This is a genomic window from Mesobacillus jeotgali (assembly GCF_014856545.2).
Taxonomy (GTDB): domain Bacteria; phylum Bacillota; class Bacilli; order Bacillales; family Cytobacillaceae; genus Mesobacillus.
Window position 1 is genome coordinate 882,656 of the sequence record NZ_CP109811.1, and the last position, 21,403, is coordinate 904,058.

Here is a 21,403-nt window from a genome sequence, read left to right on the forward strand (position 1 = left end):
AGTGTTCTGTTGCGAATTAAACGTAATGTGCACAACTGTTTGTTGAATAGACAACACGGTGTTTATATAATGATAAAGTGAAATGGCAAAAGACTCAAGTGAGGTTGAAGAATGATAAGCATTGCTGAAAAAATCATCAAACATAAGAAAGCTGTTGTAATCGCGTTTGTATTATTTGCGTTAATTTCGACGGTGGCGCAATTTTTTGTGTCGGTCAATTATAATATGGTGGATTATCTGCCTGAAGATGCCCAGTCAACAAGGGCAATGGAAATCATGGAAAAGGAGTTCACTGCTGAGGTACCAGATACGAGGGTGATGGTAAGGGATATATCCTTGCAGGAAGCGCTCAGCCTTAAAGAGGAATTGTCAGCGATTGATGGAGTTGGTGACGTCATCTGGCTTGATGATGTGGTGGATTTGAAGACACCTCTTGAAATAGCAGACAAAGAGACTGTCGAAAACTACTATAAAGATGGAAACGCTCTGTTCTCGATCAGTGTGCGTTCTGGTGATGAGGTTCCAATCACCGAGGCGATTTATGACTTGATTGGGGAAAACGGAGCGATTGCAGGCGAAGCCATCAATACGGCATCATCACAAAAAATGGCTGGAACAGAATCTATGTATGCGGCTGTTTTGCTTGTTCCTATCATTATTTTCATTCTCGTCGTCTCAACTACGTCGTGGATTGAGCCTTTATTCTTCCTGACGGCAATCGGAGTTTCGGTCCTGATCAACCTGGGCACGAATATTTTTATCGGCGAGGTTTCCTTCGTTACCCAGTCGGTCGCTCCGATCCTGCAGCTGGCGGTTTCACTCGATTATGCCGTATTCCTGCTTCACAGTTTTTCTGATTATCGGAATAAGACCAGTAATCCGGAAGAGGCTATGCAGCTAGCGATGAAAAAGTCATTCCCGGCAATCACCGCCAGTGCGGCGACAACATTTTTTGGATTCATCGCCCTGACCTTCATGAAATTTGAAATAGGCTCGGACCTTGGAATCAATTTGGTTAAAGGAATTGTGCTGAGCTTTATCAGCGTCATGGTGTTTTTACCGGCGTTCACTTTACTTTTCTATAAATGGATGGACAAAACGCAGCATAGAAGTTTTGTTCCAAGCTTTACTGGGATCGGTAATTTTGTGGTCAAACTTAAGATACCAAGCTTGCTGCTTGTTTTTGCGATTCTCGTTCCAAGCTTTTTGGCGCAAAGCAATACGGCATTTACGTATGGCCTTGGCGAACAGCCGGAAACAACACGAGCGGGCAGTGATTTTATCGAGATAAAAGAAGCGTTTGGAGAAACGACTCCGATTGTTCTTTTGGTTCCTAAAGGAGATCCAGCGAAGGAAGCAGAGTTAGTCCAGGAGCTGGAGGATATGGATTACGTTACAAGCGTTATTGCTTATGTTAATATGGTTGGCTCGGTTATTCCGCCTGAATACTTGGAAGAATCCATCACCAACGAATTCTATTCGGAAAATTACAGCCGAATCATCATCAATACGAATCAGGGGACAGAAGGGGATATTCCTTTTTCGATTGTCCAGAAGGTAGAAAAAGCAGCTGCAGAATATTATGGTGATCAGGCAATGAGCCTGGGAGAAAGCGTAACACTGTATGATATCAAGAATGTCGTCAACAAGGATAATATCGTCGTGAACGTGTTGACGGTCGTGACAATTGCTATTGTCCTGCTGGCAACCTTTAAGTCGATCTCGATTCCGCTGGTGCTGCTGATCACGATCCAATCAGCTGTCTGGATCAACCTGTCGATTCCGTATTTTACAAGCTCATCGCTGGTGTTTGTCGGATATTTGATCATCAGTACGGTACAGCTGGCGGCAACAGTCGACTACGCGATTTTGCTGACGGAAGCATACCAGCATAACCGCCAGGAAATGTCCGCGAAAAAAGCAATCGTGAAAACATTGGATGAAAAAACGTTCTCCATCTCCATATCTGCAGCGATTTTATCGAGTGTCGGATTTATTTTATGGTTGACGTCTTCCAACCCAATTGTTGGATCCATCGGCCTGTTATTAGGAAGGGGCGCATTGCTTGCGTTCGTGATGGTCGTATTCTTCTTGCCGGCTATGCTGCTGGTGTTCGATAAGTTCATTAAAAAGACGACCTATAAAGCAAACTTTTACGAGGAGAAATGATGATGAGTACAAATAAATTACTTCCTGCTGCTCTCGCATCGATGATCATCTTGCCTTCATTTCTAAGTTATGGAGCAGCGGCAGAAGCTGGAGGGAAAATCACCTCCAAGGACGAAGTCGTATACGCGACATTAAAATCCAATGGAGACCTTGATGATATATATGTCGTCAATACATTGGAGGTAGCGAAGGCTGGAGAAATTCTTGATTATGGGATGTACAGCAGTGTCAAAAACTTGACTGACCTGTCCGACCTTGAGCAGAATGGGCAGGCTGTCCAGATAGATGCCCCTGAAGGAAAGTTTTATTATCAGGGAAACATGGAAGACAATACAGAGCTGCCATGGGATATTGAGATTTCCTATTTGCTGGATGGGCGCAAGGTAGAAGCATCCGAACTTGCTGGAAAAGAAGGCAGTTTAGAAATAAAGATCAATACTGCTGCCAATGAAAAAGCAGATAGCGTATATTTTGAAAACTACTTATTGCAAGTTTCCCTGCAACTGTCAAATAGCTATCAAAATATAGAAGCGGATGGCGGCATGGTTGCCAATGCCGGCAAGAACAAGCAAATTACTTTCACAGTAATGCCTGGCCAGGAGGAAGAGTTCATTGTCGAAGCCGATGTGGAGGATTTTGAATTCACAGGTGTCGATATTGCAGCCGTTCCGTCGACCTTGCCGATCGACACTTCGGAAATGGAGAGCATGACCGATGATATGTCGGCATTGTCAGACGCAATCAGGGATTTGAATAATGGCGTTGGCGACCTGAAAAAAGGTGTTTCGGAATTGAACAATGGCGCAGCAAGCCTGCGTGATGGTTCGGCAAAATATAAAAACGGCATAAGCGAGCTGAATGGTTCATCCTCGAAAATCGTCAGTGCATCGAGTTCCATTGGCGATGCATTGAAGCAAATCAGCACGTCACTTTCCGTGGATTCAGCTCAAATGGATGTGACGAGCTTGAATGAACTGCCAGCGGTCCTGACTCAATTAGCCAGCGGGATGAACCAGGCTGCCGATGGACTGACAGCTTTGCGTGAAAATTACGCAATGGCGTACGGCGCACTTGATGGAGCGATTAAAGGCATCCCAGCTCATCAGATATCTGAGGAAGAAATAAAAGCATTATCCAGCAGCGGCGCGGATGCGAATGTTGTCAACAAACTGGTTGAGTCCTATTCTGCTGCCCAGAAAGTCAAAGGTACTTATTCACAGGTGCAGGAAGCATTCGCAGCTGTTGACCCTACACTGAAGCAGGTCAGCGGGTCGGTAACCGAAATGAGTGCAGGACTGACAGCGATAGCCGATGAACTGTCTGCATCCCTTAAGGACATGGATATGAGCGGCCTAGAACAGCTGCAGAAGGGCCTTGCTGAGTTGTCCGCTAATTACGGGGAATTCCATTCCGGCCTTGTTGGTTATACAGGAGGAGTGAGCAAGCTGGCAGCTTCCTATAACCAGCTGCATTCAGGTGTTGCCGGTCTGGCGGATGGCACAGGACAATTGAATAAGGGAGTTGGCGAACTCCACAATGGAACAAGTGAGTTGCATCAGGAAACGAAAGACCTGCCTGAGCAAATGCAGCAGGAAATCAATGAAGTGATCAAGGAGTATGACAAATCAGACTTCGAGCCAGTTTCTTTTGTGTCTCCGAAGAACGAGAACATCACTTCCGTACAATTCGTCATCAAAACAGAAGCGATTGAAAAAGAAGAACAAGAAGAGAAACAAGCAAAGCCTGAGAAAAAGAAAGGGTTTTGGGATCTTTTAATGGATTTATTTTAATTGATCAAGGGCAGTTCAGGGGGCTAGATCACTGGCTTCCGGGCTGCCTTTTTACTGATGCCCTTTGGATAAGCTGGTTTTAACAAGTGTCCATTGGATAAACATGGTTTTAAACAGCACAAAAGGGTAAAATTCAATTGTGAAGGCAAAATAACTATGTTAGCGTAAAAAGAAAAGAGCTGCATAAATTGAGGAGGAATCACAATGATCAGCGATAAGTTGGTTAATGGTTTGGTCGAACAAATGAATTATGAATTTTATTCTGCTCATGCGTACATGGCAATGGCTGCGTATTGCTCGGCGGAAAATTTAGATGGTTTTGCGAACTTCTTTTTAGTACAAGCTGAAGAAGAACGCTTCCATGCGATGAAATTTTACAATTTCATCAATGATATGGGTGAGCGCGTGACATTCGACGGCTTCCATGCTCCATCAAACGAGTTCGAGTCTGTTCTTGATGTTTTTGAGAAAGGCATGGCACATGAGAAGGAAGTGACGCGCCGCATTTACAATCTTGCGGATATCGCACTTGATGAGCGCGAACACGCGACGATGACATTCCTGAAATGGTTCATCGAAGAACAGGTTGAAGAAGAAGCATTGTTCGACAGCCTTATTCAGAAGCTGCGCCGGATTGACCAGGACAGCAACGCATTCTTCATGCTCGAAAACGAACTCGCACAGCGTTCATTCACTGCACCAGAGTGAAAATAAAGAGGTACAGCAGGATTCCAGGGTCGGAATCCTGTTTTTTATTTATTGAAAAATAAGCGAATTATAGCCGGAAGGGGAAATGAGTACTATTTTGAAGAAAAATTACCGTAAATAGAGAGTGAAGTTCTGGCCGGGACGGAAATATTCCCGGTTGCAGAGAATATATTCCGGGTTTCAAAATTATTATCCCAGTGATAGTTTTATGGCAATTGAAAAAATGATATTGCGCCTTTTTTGCCAATTACATCCAACTAGTCTCAAACCCTTTTTTCGCCAGGATAATAGGGTATAGAGATGATAAGAGAATCTTACAACAAGGAGGATCTTATGAAGAAACTATTTATATCTTTAGCAGCGGCTGGAATTCTTGCTGGATGCAGCGCTGATGATAGCGAGATTGGCCAGGAGGGTCCGCCGGAAACGGAAGTGAAGACCGAGGAGAATCCGGTGACTACGGATTATCTGCAGGAGAGGTTTGATGAAGGAATGGATTACGATGCCTACGCAGTGGAAATCCAAACGTGGGTAGATAAGGGGCAGGCAACGATTTCCGACACTGTCAAAATTGACGGACAAGAAAATGCATCTGCTGACATTATCCAGGTCGCAGACGGGTTCCTTGCAGTTGCAAATGACAGCAAACAGATTACCCTAGTGAAACCATTCGCCTCACCAGAGGATGCGAAGGAATACTTGAATGAAAACTTATAAAAAGCAAGCCCGCTGACTAATCGTTTAGCGGGCTTTCGCTTGTGGTATACGTCCATATAGGAGCATGGCCAATCATGGTGAAATTAAAGCAACTTGAGAGGGGTTACATATTTGTCTGCATGCTCCCACATCAAGAATGGAGGAATGAATCAGTGAAAGATGAGAAAAATCAATCTGTGAACGAGAATTCAAAGGATCAGCAGCTTGAGCATTTCAGGTCTGGACATAATGGTGAAGCAATGACAACTAACCAGGGGCTGCGTGTTTCTGAAGACGAACATTCCTTGAAAGCGGGAACCCGTGGTCCAACATTGATGGAGGATTTCCATTTCCGTGAAAAATGACTCATTTTGATCATGAGCGCATTCCGGAGCGTGCTGTCCATGCGAGAGGGTATGCGGCCCACGGATATTTTCAGGTGTACGAGCCTATGGCTGAATATACGAAAGCGAAATTTTTACAGGACCCGGGCAAAAAGACGCCGGTCTTTGTCCGTTTTTCAACTGTGGCTGGTTCACGAGGTTCAGGTGATTCTGTCCGCGATGTCCGCGGGTTCGCAACCAAGTTTTATACAGAGGAAGGCAATTACGACCTTGTCGGAAATAATATTCCTGTCTTCTTTATCCAGGATGCCATTAAATTCCCTGATTTAGTGCATTCTTTCAAGCCGGAGCCACATAATGAGATGCCACAGGCGTCGACCGCACACGATACATTCTGGGATTTTGTTGTGAATAATCCAGAGTCTGCGCATACGGTCATTTGGGCGATGTCCGACCGAGCCATTCCGCGCAGCTATCGGATGATGGAAGGTTTCGGCGTCCACACCTTCCGCTTTGTCAACGAACAGGGCAAGGCCCGTTTTGTGAAATTCCATTGGAAGCCAGTACTGGGAGTGCACTCACTGGTTTGGGATGAAGCCCAAAAGATTGCCGGGAAGGATCCGGATTTCCACCGTAAAGATCTTTATGAAGCGATTGAGAAAGGTGATTATCCAGAATTTGAGCTGGGCGTCCAGATGATTGAGGAAGAAGATGAGTTTAAATTTGATTTTGATGTGCTGGATCCTACAAAAATCTGGCCAGAGGAATTAGTACCCGTCAAGATTATTGGAAAAATGACTCTGGACCGAAATGTCACGAATGTTTTTGCTGAGACAGAGCAAGCCGCTATCCACCCGGGTCATGTTGTCCCAGGGATAGACTTTACGAACGACCCGCTCCTGCAGGGAAGGCTGTTCTCTTATACCGATACCCAGCTGACACGCCTTGGCGGCCCGAATTTCCATGAGATCCCGATCAACAGGCCGGTGTGCCCGTTCCATAACAACCAGCGTGACGGAATGCACCGGATGACGATTGACCGAGGACAGGTTTCCTATCATCAGAACTCCTTGCAGAATAATAATCCAAAGCCAGTTCCTGCGAACGAGGGAGGATTTGAGCATTATCAGGAAAAAGTGGAAGGCAGGAAGGTCCGCCAGCGCAGCGACAGCTTCAATGACCACTATTCACAGACAATCCTTTTCTGGAACAGTATGTCAGATGTGGAAAAACAGCATATCATTGATGCCTATAGCTTTGAGCTTGGGAAAGTGAAGAGCAAGGACATCCGATTGAAGGTTGTCGATATGCTCGGCAATATTGATTCCTTCCTTGCTGAGCAGGTGGCTGGCAATCTGGGAATACAGGCTCCGTCAGACAGCAAGCCGATGGAAGTGACGATGACCTCACCAGCGCTTAGCCAGATGAATACGGTGAAGCTGCCAAATACAAGAAAAGTAGCGATTCTTGCTGACAATGGCTTTAATGGCGCTGAAATTTCCGGCTTGATGGAAATGCTGCAAAAGAGCGGCATCACCGTGGAAGTCATCAGCCAGAAGCTCGGCATGCTAAAGGGCGATGACGGTTCAGAAATAGAGGTGCAGCACACTTTCCTTACCAGCAGTTCTGTCCTCTATGATGCTGTTTATATCGCAGGCGGCCAGCAAAGCGTGGACAGCCTGAAGCAGAAGAAAGAAGCTGTGTATTTCGTCGATGAGGCATACAGTCATTTCAAGGCAGTCGGTGCTGGAAAAGAGGCATCTGATCTATTCAAAGCGGCAGGGATAAATGCGGAAGGTGCTCCTGGCGTGGTTATTTTCGAGAGCAGCGAGGAAGTTGCTGGAGAAAGCCAGAGGTTCATCGATGCTGTTATTGCCCATCGCCATTGGAGCCGGATGATGTAATTTCTAAGTGATCCAAAAAGAGAAACGGATATAATCTGTTTCTCTTTTTTACAAAGGAGGGAACTGACATGAAAGTAATCGTGATTGGAGCGCATAGTAGCGTCGGGGAGTTTGTTGTCAGCAAGTTGATGGAAAATGGATATACATCCTGCGCGGTCGTCGGCGATGAGAATCAAATCGACCTGCTGAAAAAGAGAGGAGCTACAGAAGTAGTCCTTTATGAAGAAAGGATCCTGCCGACTTTATTCCACGGATATGACGCTGCCATTTATCTGACTGGCATCAATCCAAAGGCTAAAACTGGCCGGACAGTAATGGTAGACCATGAGTCGGTCATTGAGACTGTAAAAGAAGCAGAGAAGCAGGGCGTCAAACGCTTTGTGATGATGAGCGCCATCATGGCCAATGAAGCGGCAGGAGATGACAGCAGGGAAATTGGCGCGAAAGAGATGCCCGATGAGTTGCTGCGGCAATCAAATTTGACATATACCATCGTGCAGCCGGGAGCGTTTACAGACAAACCAGGTAATGGCAAAATATCTGCGGGTGAAACTTTGGATTCGAATGAGCTTGAAATTTCACACGAGGACATCGCGGAGGTATTGGTCATGTCGCTCGAAAACGAGGCTGCTTTTAACAAAACTTTCGAAGTGGCAGAAGGAGACACAGTCATAACAAAAGCTTTATCTTCATTATAGGAAAGGAGGATTTCTATGGGTTTGACGGACTATCTAGTGATCGGCTTGTTTATATTCATAGCTTTGATTATCCTGGTGCCGGTCCTTCTATTTATCTATTTATATATTAAAGACGATAACCAGCAGCAGCATTCAATTTTAAGGAATTTCCCCGTGCTTGGAAAGGTTCGTTATTTTACCGAGCATATTGGTCCGGAGCTAAGACAGTATTTGTTTAACGCTGACAATGAAGGGAAGCCTTTTTCACGCAAGGAATACCAGGATGTCGTCAAGGCGGGCAAGTATAAAGAAAGGTTAATAGGTTTTGGGTCGTTGAAGGATTTTGAGGCTGAAGGCTTTTATATAAGGAATACACTTTTTCCTAAATTGACGAATGAAATGAAGGTCGATAATGCGGAAAAAATTAAAACAAGAGTTTACAAGATTGATGGCGAGGGTCTTTTTACAAGGAAAGAGCATAGCGAGGAAAAGCTGGCTGACCCTTATTATCTGAAGGATGATGATGCCGTCGTGCTTGGCGAGTACACCTGCCGCTATCCATTCCGTGTAAAAGGACAGGTAGGCCAGTCTGCGATGAGCTATGGGGCACTTGGGGAAAAAGCAATCCAGGCGATGTCCAAAGGCCTCGGACTGGCGGGCGGAACATGGATGAATTCAGGTGAAGGCGGGTTGTCTGATCATCACCTCGCCGGAAATCCGGATATCATGATGCAAATCGGGCCGGATTTATTTGGAGTCCGCAAGCCGAACGGCGAGTTTTCGTGGGAAGAGTTCAAGAAGAAGAGTGAAATGCCGCAGGTTAAAGCTTTTGAAATCAAGCTTGCCCAGGGAGCGAAAACACGCGGGGGCCATGTTGAAGGAGAAAAGGTAACCGAAGAAATTGCAGCAATCCGCCTTGTTGAAGTCGGGAAGACAATTAACAGTCCGAACAGATTTTATGAGTTCAGCGATGTCCCTTCCATGTTTGATTGGATTGAGGAATTGCGTTCGGTTGGCGGAAAGCCGGTTGGAATCAAGATTGTCGTCGGTGATATGGATGCGCTTGAAAACATGATTTCCTACATGAAGGATAGCGGGAAAGGCCCTGACTTCATTACGGTTGACGGCGGTGAAGGCGGTACGGGTGCAACCTATCAGGAGCTGGCTGACACGGTTGGCCTTCCGATCAACTCAGCGCTTCCTGTTGTGGATGAAATGCTCCGCCAATATGGAATCAGAGACAGAGTGAAGCTGATTGCATCAGGAAAACTGATTACTCCTGATAAAATCGCCATTGCCCTGGCTATGGGAGCGGACCTTGTGAATATCGCCCGCGGGATGATGATCAGCGTCGGCTGCATCATGGCACAGGTATGCCACTCGAATACATGCCCTGCAGGTGTTGCTACTACAGATAAAAAGCTGCAGGATGGGCTGGTTGTAGAAGAAAAAATGTACCGGGTTGCCAACTATATCATTTCCCTGCGTGAAGGACTCTACAATTTGGCAGCGGCTGCTGGAATTGACAGCCCAACACAATTCGAAAGGAAACATATTGTTCATAAAGACGAACTTGGACGTGTATCTCCGGTAGAAGATTTGATCATCGCAGCAAGAAGGGCCCAGTTACAAAAGGAACGAAAGGTAAACTAAACTCAATTCAGCCAGTCCAAATGCGGGCTGGCTTTCCTGCTTTTAAAATTTTCTTATCAGCCAAATTGTGAAATAATAGAGTATCATGCTATCTATTAGGGGGTTACTTGCTTGGCGGGTAAAGCAGCTTTGATTGCCGGTGCGACCGGTTTGATTGGAAAAGAACTTTTGCAGTTTTTATTGAATGGTAATGAATACGATAAAGTTGTTGCGATTGTGAGAAGGCCGGTTGAGATTAATCATCCTAAACTGGATGAACGGATTGTGGACTTCGATCAACTGGATCAATATAATGAGGTTTTTTCTGTTGATGATGTCTTCTGCGCCCTGGGGACGACGATCAAGAAGGCGAAGACGAAGGAAGCGATGTGGAAAATAGATGTCGATTATCCAGTGGCGATTGCCAGATTGGCCAGTTCACAGGGAGCGAAGAAATTTTTGCTTGTCAGCTCGATGAATGCCGATCCTGAATCCCCAATCTTCTATCCGAAAATGAAAGGGAAGCTTGAAGAAGAAATAAAGCAAATTCCTTTTGAAACAACAGCAATCTTCCGTCCATCATTGTTATTGGGAGAGCGGGATGAATTTAGGCTTGGTGAGAGTGCGGCAGCCGCTATTTTTACAAAAGTGCCTTTTCTCTTTAAGGGGCCACTCAAAAAATTCAAAGCCATCGAAGGCAGGACAGTAGCGTCAGCCATGTATCAAGCGGCCCAGAAGGATGCGCCCGGACTTACCGTATATCCTTCTGAAAAAATCCATGAAATGGGCCGATGATCAATCAGCGCTAATGAGGTAGAGATCATGTTAAATATACTAATAATCCTGACTGTGATTGTATTTGCAGCCTTTGCAATTTTGAAGTACTATCCGGCTTTTGGCGGTAAGCATACGAAAAAAAGAAAATCCATATACGCGAGGTCTCCGCAATATGTGAACGGCAAGTTTGCCAACCAGGTGGAAACTTCATGGGATACAAGCTTCAGCTCGATGATTTCAATGATGAAGGACTTTTTAAAAGGAAGTCCGGAGAGAAGGCCGGAAGCACCACTTCCGATGGCAAGTTATGTACCTGGATCAAAAAAAGAGGCAGCAGCGAGAGTCACCTGGTTTGGTCACTCCGCCTTCCTGCTGGAGATTGAAGGCAAAACTCTTTTATTCGATCCGATGTTCGGAAAAGCGCCCACTCCTTTCCCGGTGAGAAATGAGCGGTACAGCAGGGAGCTGCCTTTTAAGATAGAAGAACTGCCGGTAGTAGATGCAATTGTGCTTTCACACGACCATTACGACCATCTCGATTATGGTTCGATCATGAAGCTAAAGGACAAGGTGAAAAACTTTATCGCTCCACTCGGAGTAGGAGCACATTTGCAGCGCTGGGGAATCTCTCCAGAAGTCATTCAGGAGCATGACTGGTGGGATGAATTCACCTTCGAGGGGCTCCAGCTTGCCTGTACTCCTGCCCGTCATTTTTCAGGCCGAAGTCTTACTGACAGGAATGCCACGCTTTGGTGCTCCTGGGTCATAAAAGGCCGGGAGACTAACATCTTTTTCAGCGGCGATGGCGGATATGGTCCGCATTTTAAAGAAATAGGCGAAAAATACGGTCCCTTTGATTTAACCCTGATGGAATGCGGCCAGTATGACGCTCGCTGGGCGGCGATCCATATGCTGCCGGAAGAAACTGTACAGGCACATCAGGATGTAAAGGGAGGGCTGCTCGTTCCGGTGCATTGGGGAGCCTTTACCCTGTCGCTTCATGCATGGCATGATCCGGTCGAGAGGGCAGTCCGGGCAGCGGCAGAAGCAGGAGTTGATATCGCCACACCAAAGATAGGCGAGAGTATTACAGCAAGTGCTGATGAACATTCGAAATCAGCCTGGTGGCGTATTGAATGAAGATTCTAAAACCAAGAAATGACAGAGCAGTGCTATCTCCATAAAAAAGAGGCAAAACGATGAATTAATCGTTTTGCCTCATTTATTTAACTCAATACTTCTGGAATAGTTGTGATGGCTTCTTGCTTTTTCCTGGCTTTCCTGCTGAGCCAGCTGCGCTTTTCAGCATTTCTTGTGAAAATGCGGTAAACAGCCGGGATAAGCAGCAAAGTGATCAGTGTTGCAAAGCTCAGGCCGGCAATAATGGCTGTAGCCATTGGTGCCTGGTAATTGCCCGATCCTCCTGAAGCCAATGCCAGTGGCAGCATGCCGCCGACTGTTGTCAGTGTTGTCATCAAAATTGGGCGGATGCGGTTTTTGCCTGCTTCGACAAGTGCTTCCTGAACAGTGCACCCTTCGTTTCGCAGCTGATTCGTGCGGTCGATCAATAATATCGCGTTGTTCAAAACAATACCAATCAGCATGATGATGCCCATTCCGGACATGATGCTTAATTCCTGCTGAGTCAGGAATAATCCAAGGATGACTCCGACGATGGTCATCGGAATGACGGACATGACGATCAGCGGGTGGCCCAGGTGGTTGAACTGGACGGCCATGACCAGGTAGACAAGGAAGATGGAAATCGCCAGGATCAGAACCATATCCTGAACCATTTCCTGCTGCTGCTCCAGATCTCCTGCAGGTGCGATGCTGTAGCCTTCTGGTACATCATATTTGTCCATTAGCTTCTGGACTTCACGGTTGATGGTCCCAAGGTCTTTTCCTTCAATATCCGCCGAAATCGAGATATATCGTTCGCCATCCTTGTGTGAGATTTCGTTTGGATTTTCTACGCTTTTCAAAGAGATGAACTCAGAGAGCTTTTTCTCACCTGAAGGAGTTGGGACTTTCAGGTCAAGCAAAGCGGATTTGGTTGTCATCTCTTCATCCCACTTCACTTTTAACGGAACGTTCTCCTCGTTGATTTTCAGTTCACCTACAGGCATCTGTAAAAAGGCCTGCTCGATGAATTGCTTGATCTGCGGCTGTGACAATCCTGCTCTTTCAATTTCAGACTCATTCAGTTGGACGACTTGTTCAACTGAAGTCCTTTCAATTGAATTTTCGACCGCGACGATTCCTTCAATAGACTTAAGCTCTTCGATAAACCCATCAGCGATTGTGTTGAGTTCATCAAAGCTTTCGCCGGAGATATTGATTTGAACAGGGGACCCGCCGCCTCCAGACATGGCTGCTGCTGCGCTCTTCAAAGGAACCTTCTCCTCAAGACCTCTTAATGACTTGAGAATTTCTTCATTTACGTCTTTTTGTTCTCTTGTAATTTCATCGCCTTTTGTCATGTTGATGATGGTGTACAGCATGTTGCCATTATCCATTACATAGTTTGATTCAACATCTTTAATTCCGTCTAATGTTTTGTTCATTTCAGTTACGATTTCCTGCTTCTCTTCCAGACTCAGTCCCGGTTCGACGGTCACCAAAAGTTCAGCATAACGGTTCATCATGTCCGGCATGATGGTCATTGGAATCTTTGTCACCAGCATCAGAGATCCAATGAGCATCAGGAAGAACAGGCCGATGACAGCAAAGCTGTGGCGCTTTTTCTTGATGGTCCAGGAAATCATATTGCTGTACCCTCGTACAAGCCGGCTTTCCTTGCTGTTCTTTTCTTTCTTTTTCAGCTTCAGGAACTTTTCGGATAAAGAAGGAATCAGAGTGAAAGAAACAATTACAGAGCTAATGAGAGTGATGGCGACGACAACAGAAAGGATGATCATGAAAGATCCCATCTCACCGCCAAGCAGGCCGATTGGTGCGAAAACGACAATTGTCGTCAGCATCGAAGCCAGAACGGCTGTGGCTACTTCCAGGGTTCCTTTAATGACTGCCTCCAGACTCTTTAAGCCTAGCTCCTTCTTACGGTAAATGGATTCGAGAATAACGATGGATGAATCGACCATCATTCCGATTCCAAGTCCGAGACCGATCAGGGTCAGCATATTGAAGCTGTAACCAAAAACCCACATAGAAGCGAAAGTGAGCAGCACCGATGTTGGAATCGATAGTCCGACGATCAATGTAGCGCGGATATTTCTTAAGAACAGCATCAGGATGGCAACGGCAATAGCAGCACCAATCAGGATATTGCTCGTCACTCCATCAATTGAGTCCTTAACATAGTCCGCCTGAGCGACCATTTCATTCAATTCCACGCCGCTGATCAAGCCTTCCTCGCGAATTTGTTTGATTTCTTCACGCACAGCTTCCGCCATCTCGATTTGAGTGGCATCGGCTACTCTGCCTACCTGGACAAAAATGAAATCCTTGGAGCCATTTTTCCAGACGAATGAGGAACTTTCCAGTGGCTGTAGTTTTACGTCAGCAATCTGTGATAATTTAATATAACCGTTCGCTGCCGGGACCTGCAGGTTTTTAACATTCTCAACAGATTCCAGCTGTGTATTCCATCTAAGGGAAGGAGAGTTTGTTTCATTGTTCAGCTGGCCCAGGGTTGCTTCATTGTTTGCCTGCTGGATTGCCCCTATCACCTGTGCTGCATCAAGCCCATTTTTAAAAAGTTCGTCACGCTTTAGTTCAACTGTCACTTCTTTTTCAACGCTGCCTGACAGCGAGACATCATGTACTTCAGGGAGAGCTTCCAGTCTCGGTTCCAGTATGTTCTTAGCGAAGGCTGTCATCTTCTCCATGTCAGTGCCAGAAACATCCATGAAAAAGTCGTAAGCCTGACTAGTGCCAAATTGTCCGGTCATCACGTCTTTGACACCGCTTATATCGGAGGTAGTGGAATTCACCACTGACTCGACTTCCTTGAATACTTCCTCACCGCGCCCCCGTTCAATCGTCAGCTGCATGGAGCTCTTCCCAATGTTGCTGCTTGAAAGGACTTCTTCAACCCCTTCAATTCCAAGAATCTTTTTTTCAAGCGGGGAAGTGATTGATCTTTCGACTTCAATCGCCGGCATCTCCCCAGCATAGATTTCTACATAAGCACCATCCATTTTAATCGATGGAAAGAGCTCCTTATCCAGCTTTAAAACTGAAAAGCTGCCAATCAATAAAACTAATACAACCATTAAACTGACTAAAATCTTTCTTTGGACAATAAACCTTAATAAATTCATAAAATCCTCCCAATATTATCGTAAAATAGGAATGTAAAAAATTTCTATTTTATGCACCCGAAGACAGATTATACACACTTTTATAGGAAAATATAACTATAATTTTGTAAATTTATAATTACATTTCCATAAAAATACCTAATTAAGTATGGGAAGCTGAGTGGAAAATAGAATTTTTTTTAGTTCCTTTAAGATATTTCCATTTTATCCCTTGATGTAGAGTCCCATAATGAGCCAGAGACAGATTTTAATATAGGGCTGAAGACTGAGAAGGAGTAGGCTGCAAAAAGGAGAATAAATAACATCCATAGAAAAATGAGAGGGTGGGTTCAAATGTTCAGTCAGTCTCCTTATGAATGCAAACTGGAATGGGGAAGGCGCGGGGCGAGAGATGCAGCGGAGCGTGGAGACATAATCATCATTGTTGATGTACTTAGCTTTTCGTCCACCATTGTCGCTGCATTGAGCGCAGGGGCAGTGATCTTTCCATATCCACCAAATCTCGACGGGAAAAAATACGCGAGCAGCATTGGGGCAAAGTATATACTTGGCAGGGCAGAAGCAGCAAGGAGGGGATATCCCACCTTATCGCCGGTGACATTTAATGAGGAGCATCGGAACGAGCGGTATGTTTTAACTTCTCTTAATGGTGCATATTGTTCGTGGATTGCTTCCAGGGTGCCGGCGTTATTGATTGGCTCATTCCTAAATGCTTCAGCAGCAGCTTTTCTAGCCGATAAGCTGCAGCAGAAAACAGGAGCAGACATTACAGTCATTCCTTGCGGGGAAATGTGGAATGATGCTCGTGAAAATGAAGATCGGCTCAGGCCTTCGATTGAAGATTATTTAGGAGCCGGGGCAATCCTTGCAGAACTTGGCGGCAGGAAATCCCCGGAAGCTGAGGTATGCGCTGGAGCTTATAAAAGTTCGGAATCTCGATTAAAGGAATTGGTTTGGGATTCAGGCAGCGGACGTGAATTGCGCGAGAGAGGTTTTGAGGAAGATGTCCACTATTGCAGTCAATTAAATCTTACGGACATCGTGCCCGTTTTAAAAAAAGGAAGGTTTATCATATATAAATAGAAAGTGCCTGGCTTGAAGCCAGACACTTTCAAACAGAAGCTATGTTAATTTTTTTATATTAAAGTTATCCTCCAGCAATGCCCAGTTTTGCGGGAATGGATAGCCGAGCACCCAGTAGCTGACGCCGCGCAGGTTGTACTGTTTGATCAAATCAAATTTTGCCTGGGCACTTCGGGCGTCTTCGAACCATACTTCGTGCTGCCGGCCCTGTTCATCGGTATAGCGGAAATATGGTGAGGCGGCCACTGTGTCATACTGGATCGCTGCTCCATATTTGATGGCGCGGCTGACTGCTTCCTGCGGACTGTATGTTTCAGCTTCCTGGCCCTGAACATGCGGGATGATCCAGTCCCTGGCATATAGCTGAAAGCCCATTAGAATCTTATTCCTTGGAATCGCAGTAACCGCATAATCAAGCACTCTGCGAATTTCATTCAAAGGTGAAACAGCCTGAGGTGAACCATAGCGGTATCCCCATTCATAGGTCATTAATACGACGAAATCTGCTATCCTGCCGTGTGCGGGATAATCATGCGCTTCATACAATAATCCTTTCTGGTCTGCCCTGACTTTCGGCGCAAGGGAAGTTGAAACGAAATAGCCTTCTTTATGAAGAGCATCAACGGCTTCCTGAAGAAATGTATTATAAAGCTCACGGTCGGCAGGAAGGACATTTTCAAAGTCGATATTAAGGCCCCGGTAACCTTTTTCACGCATGACGGAAAGGATATTATTAAGGAGAGTGGCGCGATTTGCTTCACTGGCGAGAACCTCATGGGCAATATTCTCTCCGGCTTCAGTGGCTGTAAAGTTGGTGATCGACATCATTGGCAGTGCCCCTTGTGCCAGTCCTGTCTGGATAGCTTCGGTATCATCCTTCATATAAAGGACAAGCGATCCGTCAGGCTGGATGACATAAGCGAACGGAGCGATATAGGTCATCAGATCGGCAACTTCGCCGACCAGCTCAATGGCCTTTTCGTCAGAATGGTAGGTAAAGGCATTGGATTCAATCGTTGGTTTAGGTTTTGGAATGACGAGAATCGTCCCTGGATACAGCAGATTCGGATTTTGGATTTGATTGGCCTTGATGATTGACTGTACGGTTACACCATAACGCTGGGAAATTTGCCATAGGGTTTCGCCACGTTGAATGGTGTGGCGGGCTGCGGGTATACGGAGAACGGTTCCAGGATAGATCAGAGCAGGGTTGGTGATGGCATTGGCCCGGATAATGGCATCTACGGTCGTTCCGTAACGCTGGGCAATTGACCACAATGCCTCACCATATTGAACTGAATGGAAAGCATCATAAGATGGAATAAGCAAAGCCTGGCCCACGGCCAATTGGTTTGGATTTTCCAGGCCATTAATTTCGCTGATTTGTGTTACGCTGACCTGATATCTGCTTGAAATCTGCCACAGAGCTTCCCCTCTTTGCACAACATGAATGATCATAATGAACCCCCTCAGGAAAAAGTCCTACAATATGCTATGAGCAAAAAAGGAATTATATGTTGAAGGAGGATCGTTTATTAATCTCTAAATAGGATTTGAAAAAAAATTTTACGGCGAGGAAATTGAAAAAACGAAAGAGAAGATATTAAAATCGCTGACTTGTATGGTGAAAATCTTGTTGGAAACTGGTTCAGCCCATAACAAAACGCATGGACACCCTGTCCATGCGTTTTCATCTATCTTAAACTAGTTTTTCAAGGTTTACTCGTTTGTGAATCGCAAGCATGACAGGTATACCTATGGCCATTACCGTGAATTCACCTGCAGCCGTTGTCAGCCATGTGAACCAGAATGGCAATTGGAATGCCAGGTTCAGTTCAATCGCAATCAGGAACATCGTGAACGTGAAGACTAATGTGTTCACAATCATACGGCCGATGATACTTTTAATATATTTGGCTGTGAAAATCGTAATCAGCAGGGATAATACTGACTGGCCGACTCCAAAGACGAGGTCATAGGCGACCATTGGCGAGAAAAGCAGGTTTGTTAAAAATACACCTAATACTATTCCGAAGAAATACTTCTTATTGAAAACAATCAGGTGATTAAACATTTCCGACACGCGGAACTGTACATTGGTAAAGCCAAATGGCTGGATGACGGCAGAAACGGCAATATATAAAGCAGCCAGAATCCCGTTCCGGACAATCGTTCTAGTATTCATTTTTCATCTCTCCTAGTTTTTTTACGTGGGATGGTTACGAACCACGTTATTTAAAAGCCAATTTAATATTATATAGGATAAAAGGCCTTCTCACAATATAATTTTTCTTAGAATAATAGATATTGGGCCAACAATGAATATCTCAGTTTAAAGTATCTTTATTTTAAAATATGTCGCGGGATTGTTATAATTTAGGGATAGTAACTACAGTTCGTTAAAAGGGGTTTTCAAAATGTTCAAAAGAGATGTCAATAAACATTGGACAGTTCAATATGAGGAAAGAGGGATGCCGCATGTCCAGGCAGGACTTGTGCTGAATCCCCAGAACTGGAGGGAATTGGACCCCTTCATTTTAATGGCGGAGGACTGGTTTAAGCGTGGTACTTTTTCCGATCACCCGCATCGCGGCTTCCAGACAATCACGTATATCATTGATGGCAGGCTAGAGCACATTGACAACCATGGCGGCCACAGCATCCTGGAGTCTGGTGACATCCAGTACATGAACGCTGGCAGTGGTGCGCGGCATGCTGAAGAGGCAGTAGACAATGACATAGCGCATACACTGCAGCTCTGGCTGAATCTGCCTAAGGATTTAAAAGGGACAACCACTTCTTACCAAAATGTGTATTCCGAACACGCTCCTGTAGTCCAGTTCGAAGGCGGTACCTTAAAGGTGTACTCAGGAGAAACTGCCGGAGTGAAAGGACCACTCGAACCACTGGTACCTTTTACCCTATCAGAAATTCAGCTGGCTGAGGGAGCGGAGTTCGCATATGAATTACCCGAAGGACATAACGCATTCCTTTACGTACTTTCAGGTGATATAGAGGCAGGTTCAAGCCAAACAAACCTTAAAAAGTCTTCCGCAGCAACATTGACCTTTAAAGACGGCGGCGAAGGCCTAAGTGAAATTTTACTAAAAGCAAATCAGCGATCCCGCGTTTTGGTATACTCCGGTAAGCCAATCAAAGAAGAAGTGGTCGCCTACGGACCGTTCGTGATGAATTCGATGGAGGAGATTCGCCAGGCTTACCGTGATTATCAGGAAGGGAAATTCGGCAAGGCGGCTGAATAACCTAAACTTTTTAAAACTTTCTATTTATTTTTCTCTGTCGAAAAAGTAAGATAAAAGTAGAATTAAAATCCGATAATGGCAAACCCAGGGAAATCTGGGGACGCAAAGCTACAGGGGCTAAAGTCATCGACCATGCCAGCCAGTTGCCGAAGATTCACATATCTTATGTATGTGCTGCTCTTCGGACAGCACTTTTTTTGTCGATTTTAATTCCAATATGGTAAAAGTGGAGGTATTGGAATGAAGAAGATTTTAGCATCAACATTATTGACAGGAATGCTGGCTTTTGGAACAGGAGTCTCTGCAGATGAGATAGTCGAAACGGTAGATCCGGGTACGACTCCTGACGAGTTTTTATTTACGTTTGATCAATTGTTTGAGGAATTGAAGATTCTGGTAACCTTCGATGATGAACAAGAAGCCCAGCTTTTGCTTGAATTCGCAAACGAGAGATTGGCTGAAGCCACAGCGATGTCAGCTGAAGAAAAAGCAGAATTCGTTCAAGCTGCCTTTGAGGAATACTTAGCGGCACTTGAGGAAGCCCAGGAAAAGGTAACGGAAGTGATTGTAGAAGATGGGACCGATGCTGAAGGGGAAGAAAGTCTGACGGAAGGGCTTGAAGAAGCATCTGAAGTTGAAGATGAGTTGACTGAAGAACTTGAGGATGAGCTGAAGGAAGAGGTTGAAGAAGCAACGGAACAAGCAAAGATCGTTGCTAATGTAGTGGAAGATTTGGACCAGGAAATGGTTGCTCAGCTGCGTGAACAGGAGTTGGGATATGGCCAAATCGCCCAAATCTTCTGGCTGGCAGAAGCAGCTGGTAAAACAGTAGAGGAAATCACTGCTTTATATACAGAAGAAAAGATCGGATTCGGCCAGGCAGCCAAGCAGCTAGGTGTCCATCCTTCGCAAATGAAAGGTCTCGCATCAGGCAAAAAACAGGAATCTGAAGAAGAAAAAGATGAAGATACAGAAACTGATGAAAATACCGATGCGTCCGAAAAAGAGAGCAACACAGAAGATACCGAACAGCAAGTGGAGGAAACTGAAGCTGTAAATGAAAATGAAAGTGATGAGACAGCCACTGAAAATTCCACTGTCGAGCAGGTAAGTGCTGCTTCAGCACAAAGTATTGCAAAAGATGAAAAGAAGTCTGAAGAGAAGCAAGCTATAGCATCGAAAAATGCCGAAGAAAAACAACTAGAGAAAGAAAAGAAAGCAGAATCCAAGCAAAAAGAGGCAGCCGAAAAAGCTGAAGAGCAACAAAAGGAAGCTGCCAAAAAAGCTGAAGAGCAACAAAAAGAAGCTGCTAAAAAAGCTGAAGAAAAAAAGCGTGAAGAAGCTAAAAAAGAAGAAGAAAGAAAGCGTGAAGAAGCCAAGGAAGAAGAAGAAAGAAAACGTGAAGAAGCCAAGAAAAATAAAGAAAAACAAGAAGATGAAGCCAACGAAGATGATGATGAGCAGGACGATGAGGGTGATGAAAAGGGAAACAAGGAAAAAGGCAAAAATAACGGTAAGTAAAAGTTATCAAGAGTCAATGCTAGAACACTACCTCCCAGTTTGATTCCAATCAATTGACGGAATGCGCACTGTCATGTATCATAATCGTATACATTTGAATAGTTTCTCCTAAAGGGGAGTAGCTTTCACAACAGAGTCGTCATTACGGAGATCACTCCCGGCTTTGTTGGCAACGATAGTTGTTAGCAAGACCTTTGCCATATTTGGTGAAGGTCTTTATTTGTTTTCAGACCTTCACCTGAGCGGGTGAAGGTATTTTTATGGGTAACCTTATAAGATCAAAAAAAAGGGTTTCCCACAAGCATGTGCAAGAGCAAGGAATGTAGAAACATTTTATAAATCTTCTATAGATATAAAGAGGCATTTTCCTAACGATCAACATAAATTTAAGTATTGGAGTGTGGATGTTGTGAAGAAATTAAAGATTAGTTTTAATGAGCTTGTCAAAAAGAACAAGGAAGAATTGTTAGCAGACCAAAAGCGGATCGAGATAATTGAGAAGCGGCTTGATGACAAATACACCAATCCAAAATAGTTAATAGACGGAGGAACA

General features: G+C 44.9%; 15 protein-coding genes, 1 pseudogene and 2 riboswitches. Of the genes and pseudogenes, 13 read left to right on the forward strand and 3 right to left on the reverse strand.

From position 1 onward, the window contains the following. Nucleotides 1-111: 111 nt before the first annotated feature. The 9 genes and pseudogenes from FOF60_RS04420 to FOF60_RS04460 all read left to right on the forward strand — a co-directional run bounded on the left by FOF60_RS04420 (nt 112) and on the right by FOF60_RS04460 (nt 11,837). Nucleotides 112-2,169, forward strand: a complete 2,058-nt coding sequence (locus FOF60_RS04420) for an efflux RND transporter permease subunit (RefSeq protein WP_192469589.1) — start codon at nt 112-114, stop codon at nt 2,167-2,169. Nucleotides 2,170-2,171: 2 nt separating this feature from the next. Further along, a complete protein-coding gene (locus tag FOF60_RS04425) occupies nt 2,172-3,959 on the forward strand; it encodes a YhgE/Pip domain-containing protein (RefSeq protein ID WP_319801567.1) in 1,788 nt (595 codons plus the stop codon). Between the two features lie 204 nt (nt 3,960-4,163). Further along, nucleotides 4,164-4,667 (forward strand): ferritin, encoded by a 504-nt coding sequence (locus FOF60_RS04430; RefSeq protein ID WP_192469588.1) that lies wholly within the window; start codon nt 4,164-4,166, stop codon nt 4,665-4,667. Between the two features lie 333 nt (nt 4,668-5,000). After that, on the forward strand, nt 5,001-5,384 hold the full coding sequence (locus FOF60_RS04435) for a hypothetical protein (protein WP_192469587.1): 384 nt from the start codon (nt 5,001-5,003) through the stop codon (nt 5,382-5,384). A 152-nt stretch (nt 5,385-5,536) separates the two neighbouring features. Beyond that, a pseudogene (locus FOF60_RS04440) lies at nt 5,537-7,611 on the forward strand (catalase). A gap of 68 nt (nt 7,612-7,679) precedes the next feature. Further along, complete coding sequence (locus FOF60_RS04445; RefSeq protein WP_192469586.1) at nt 7,680-8,309, forward strand: NAD(P)H-binding protein; 630 nt, start codon at nt 7,680-7,682, stop codon at nt 8,307-8,309. Nucleotides 8,310-8,324: 15 nt separating this feature from the next. After that, on the forward strand, nt 8,325-9,941 hold the full coding sequence (locus FOF60_RS04450; protein ID WP_192469585.1) for an FMN-binding glutamate synthase family protein: 1,617 nt from the start codon (nt 8,325-8,327) through the stop codon (nt 9,939-9,941). A gap of 111 nt (nt 9,942-10,052) precedes the next feature. Beyond that, entirely contained in the window at nt 10,053-10,715 is a 663-nt protein-coding gene (locus tag FOF60_RS04455) for an oxidoreductase (protein WP_192469584.1), read from the forward strand. Nucleotides 10,716-10,871: 156 nt separating this feature from the next. Next, nucleotides 10,872-11,837, forward strand: coding sequence for an MBL fold metallo-hydrolase (locus FOF60_RS04460; RefSeq protein WP_264647689.1), 966 nt, complete (start codon nt 10,872-10,874; stop codon nt 11,835-11,837). 86 nt (nt 11,838-11,923) lie between these two features. On the opposite strand, the gene FOF60_RS04465 is transcribed toward FOF60_RS04460, so the two are convergent. Beyond that, nucleotides 11,924-14,983 (reverse strand): efflux RND transporter permease subunit, encoded by a 3,060-nt coding sequence (locus tag FOF60_RS04465; protein WP_192469582.1) that lies wholly within the window; start codon nt 14,981-14,983, stop codon nt 11,924-11,926. A 333-nt stretch (nt 14,984-15,316) separates the two neighbouring features. On the opposite strand from FOF60_RS04465, the gene FOF60_RS04470 reads away from it, so the two are divergent. After that, the gene (locus FOF60_RS04470; RefSeq protein WP_192469581.1) at nt 15,317-16,066 is read left to right on the forward strand and encodes a 2-phosphosulfolactate phosphatase; all 750 of its coding nucleotides are present in this window, start codon (nt 15,317-15,319) and stop codon (nt 16,064-16,066) included. A gap of 39 nt (nt 16,067-16,105) precedes the next feature. On the opposite strand, the gene FOF60_RS04475 is transcribed toward FOF60_RS04470, so the two are convergent. Together FOF60_RS04475 and FOF60_RS04480 are read right to left on the reverse strand one after the other, a co-directional pair. Beyond that, nucleotides 16,106-17,524 (reverse strand): glycoside hydrolase family 18 protein, encoded by a 1,419-nt coding sequence (locus FOF60_RS04475; protein WP_192469580.1) that lies wholly within the window; start codon nt 17,522-17,524, stop codon nt 16,106-16,108. Between the two features lie 241 nt (nt 17,525-17,765). Then, nucleotides 17,766-18,251: a QueT transporter family protein gene (locus tag FOF60_RS04480; RefSeq protein WP_192469579.1), complete on the reverse strand. Its 486-nt coding sequence runs from the start codon at nt 18,249-18,251 to the stop codon at nt 17,766-17,768. 6 nt (nt 18,252-18,257) lie between these two features. Beyond that, a riboswitch (PreQ1 riboswitch) is annotated at nt 18,258-18,302 on the reverse strand. Nucleotides 18,303-18,483: 181 nt separating this feature from the next. On the opposite strand from FOF60_RS04480, the gene FOF60_RS04485 reads away from it, so the two are divergent. The 3 genes from FOF60_RS04485 to FOF60_RS04495 all read left to right on the forward strand — a co-directional run bounded on the left by FOF60_RS04485 (nt 18,484) and on the right by FOF60_RS04495 (nt 21,385). Continuing rightward, a complete protein-coding gene (locus FOF60_RS04485) occupies nt 18,484-19,329 on the forward strand; it encodes a pirin family protein (RefSeq protein WP_192469578.1) in 846 nt (281 codons plus the stop codon). A gap of 67 nt (nt 19,330-19,396) precedes the next feature. Further along, nucleotides 19,397-19,480, forward strand: a riboswitch (cyclic di-GMP riboswitch). A gap of 89 nt (nt 19,481-19,569) precedes the next feature. Further along, nucleotides 19,570-20,850, forward strand: a complete 1,281-nt coding sequence (locus tag FOF60_RS04490) for a DUF5667 domain-containing protein (RefSeq protein ID WP_192469577.1) — start codon at nt 19,570-19,572, stop codon at nt 20,848-20,850. Between the two features lie 409 nt (nt 20,851-21,259). Then, nucleotides 21,260-21,385, forward strand: a complete 126-nt coding sequence (locus FOF60_RS04495) for an FbpB family small basic protein (RefSeq protein ID WP_192469576.1) — start codon at nt 21,260-21,262, stop codon at nt 21,383-21,385. Nucleotides 21,386-21,403: the final 18 nt, after the last annotated feature.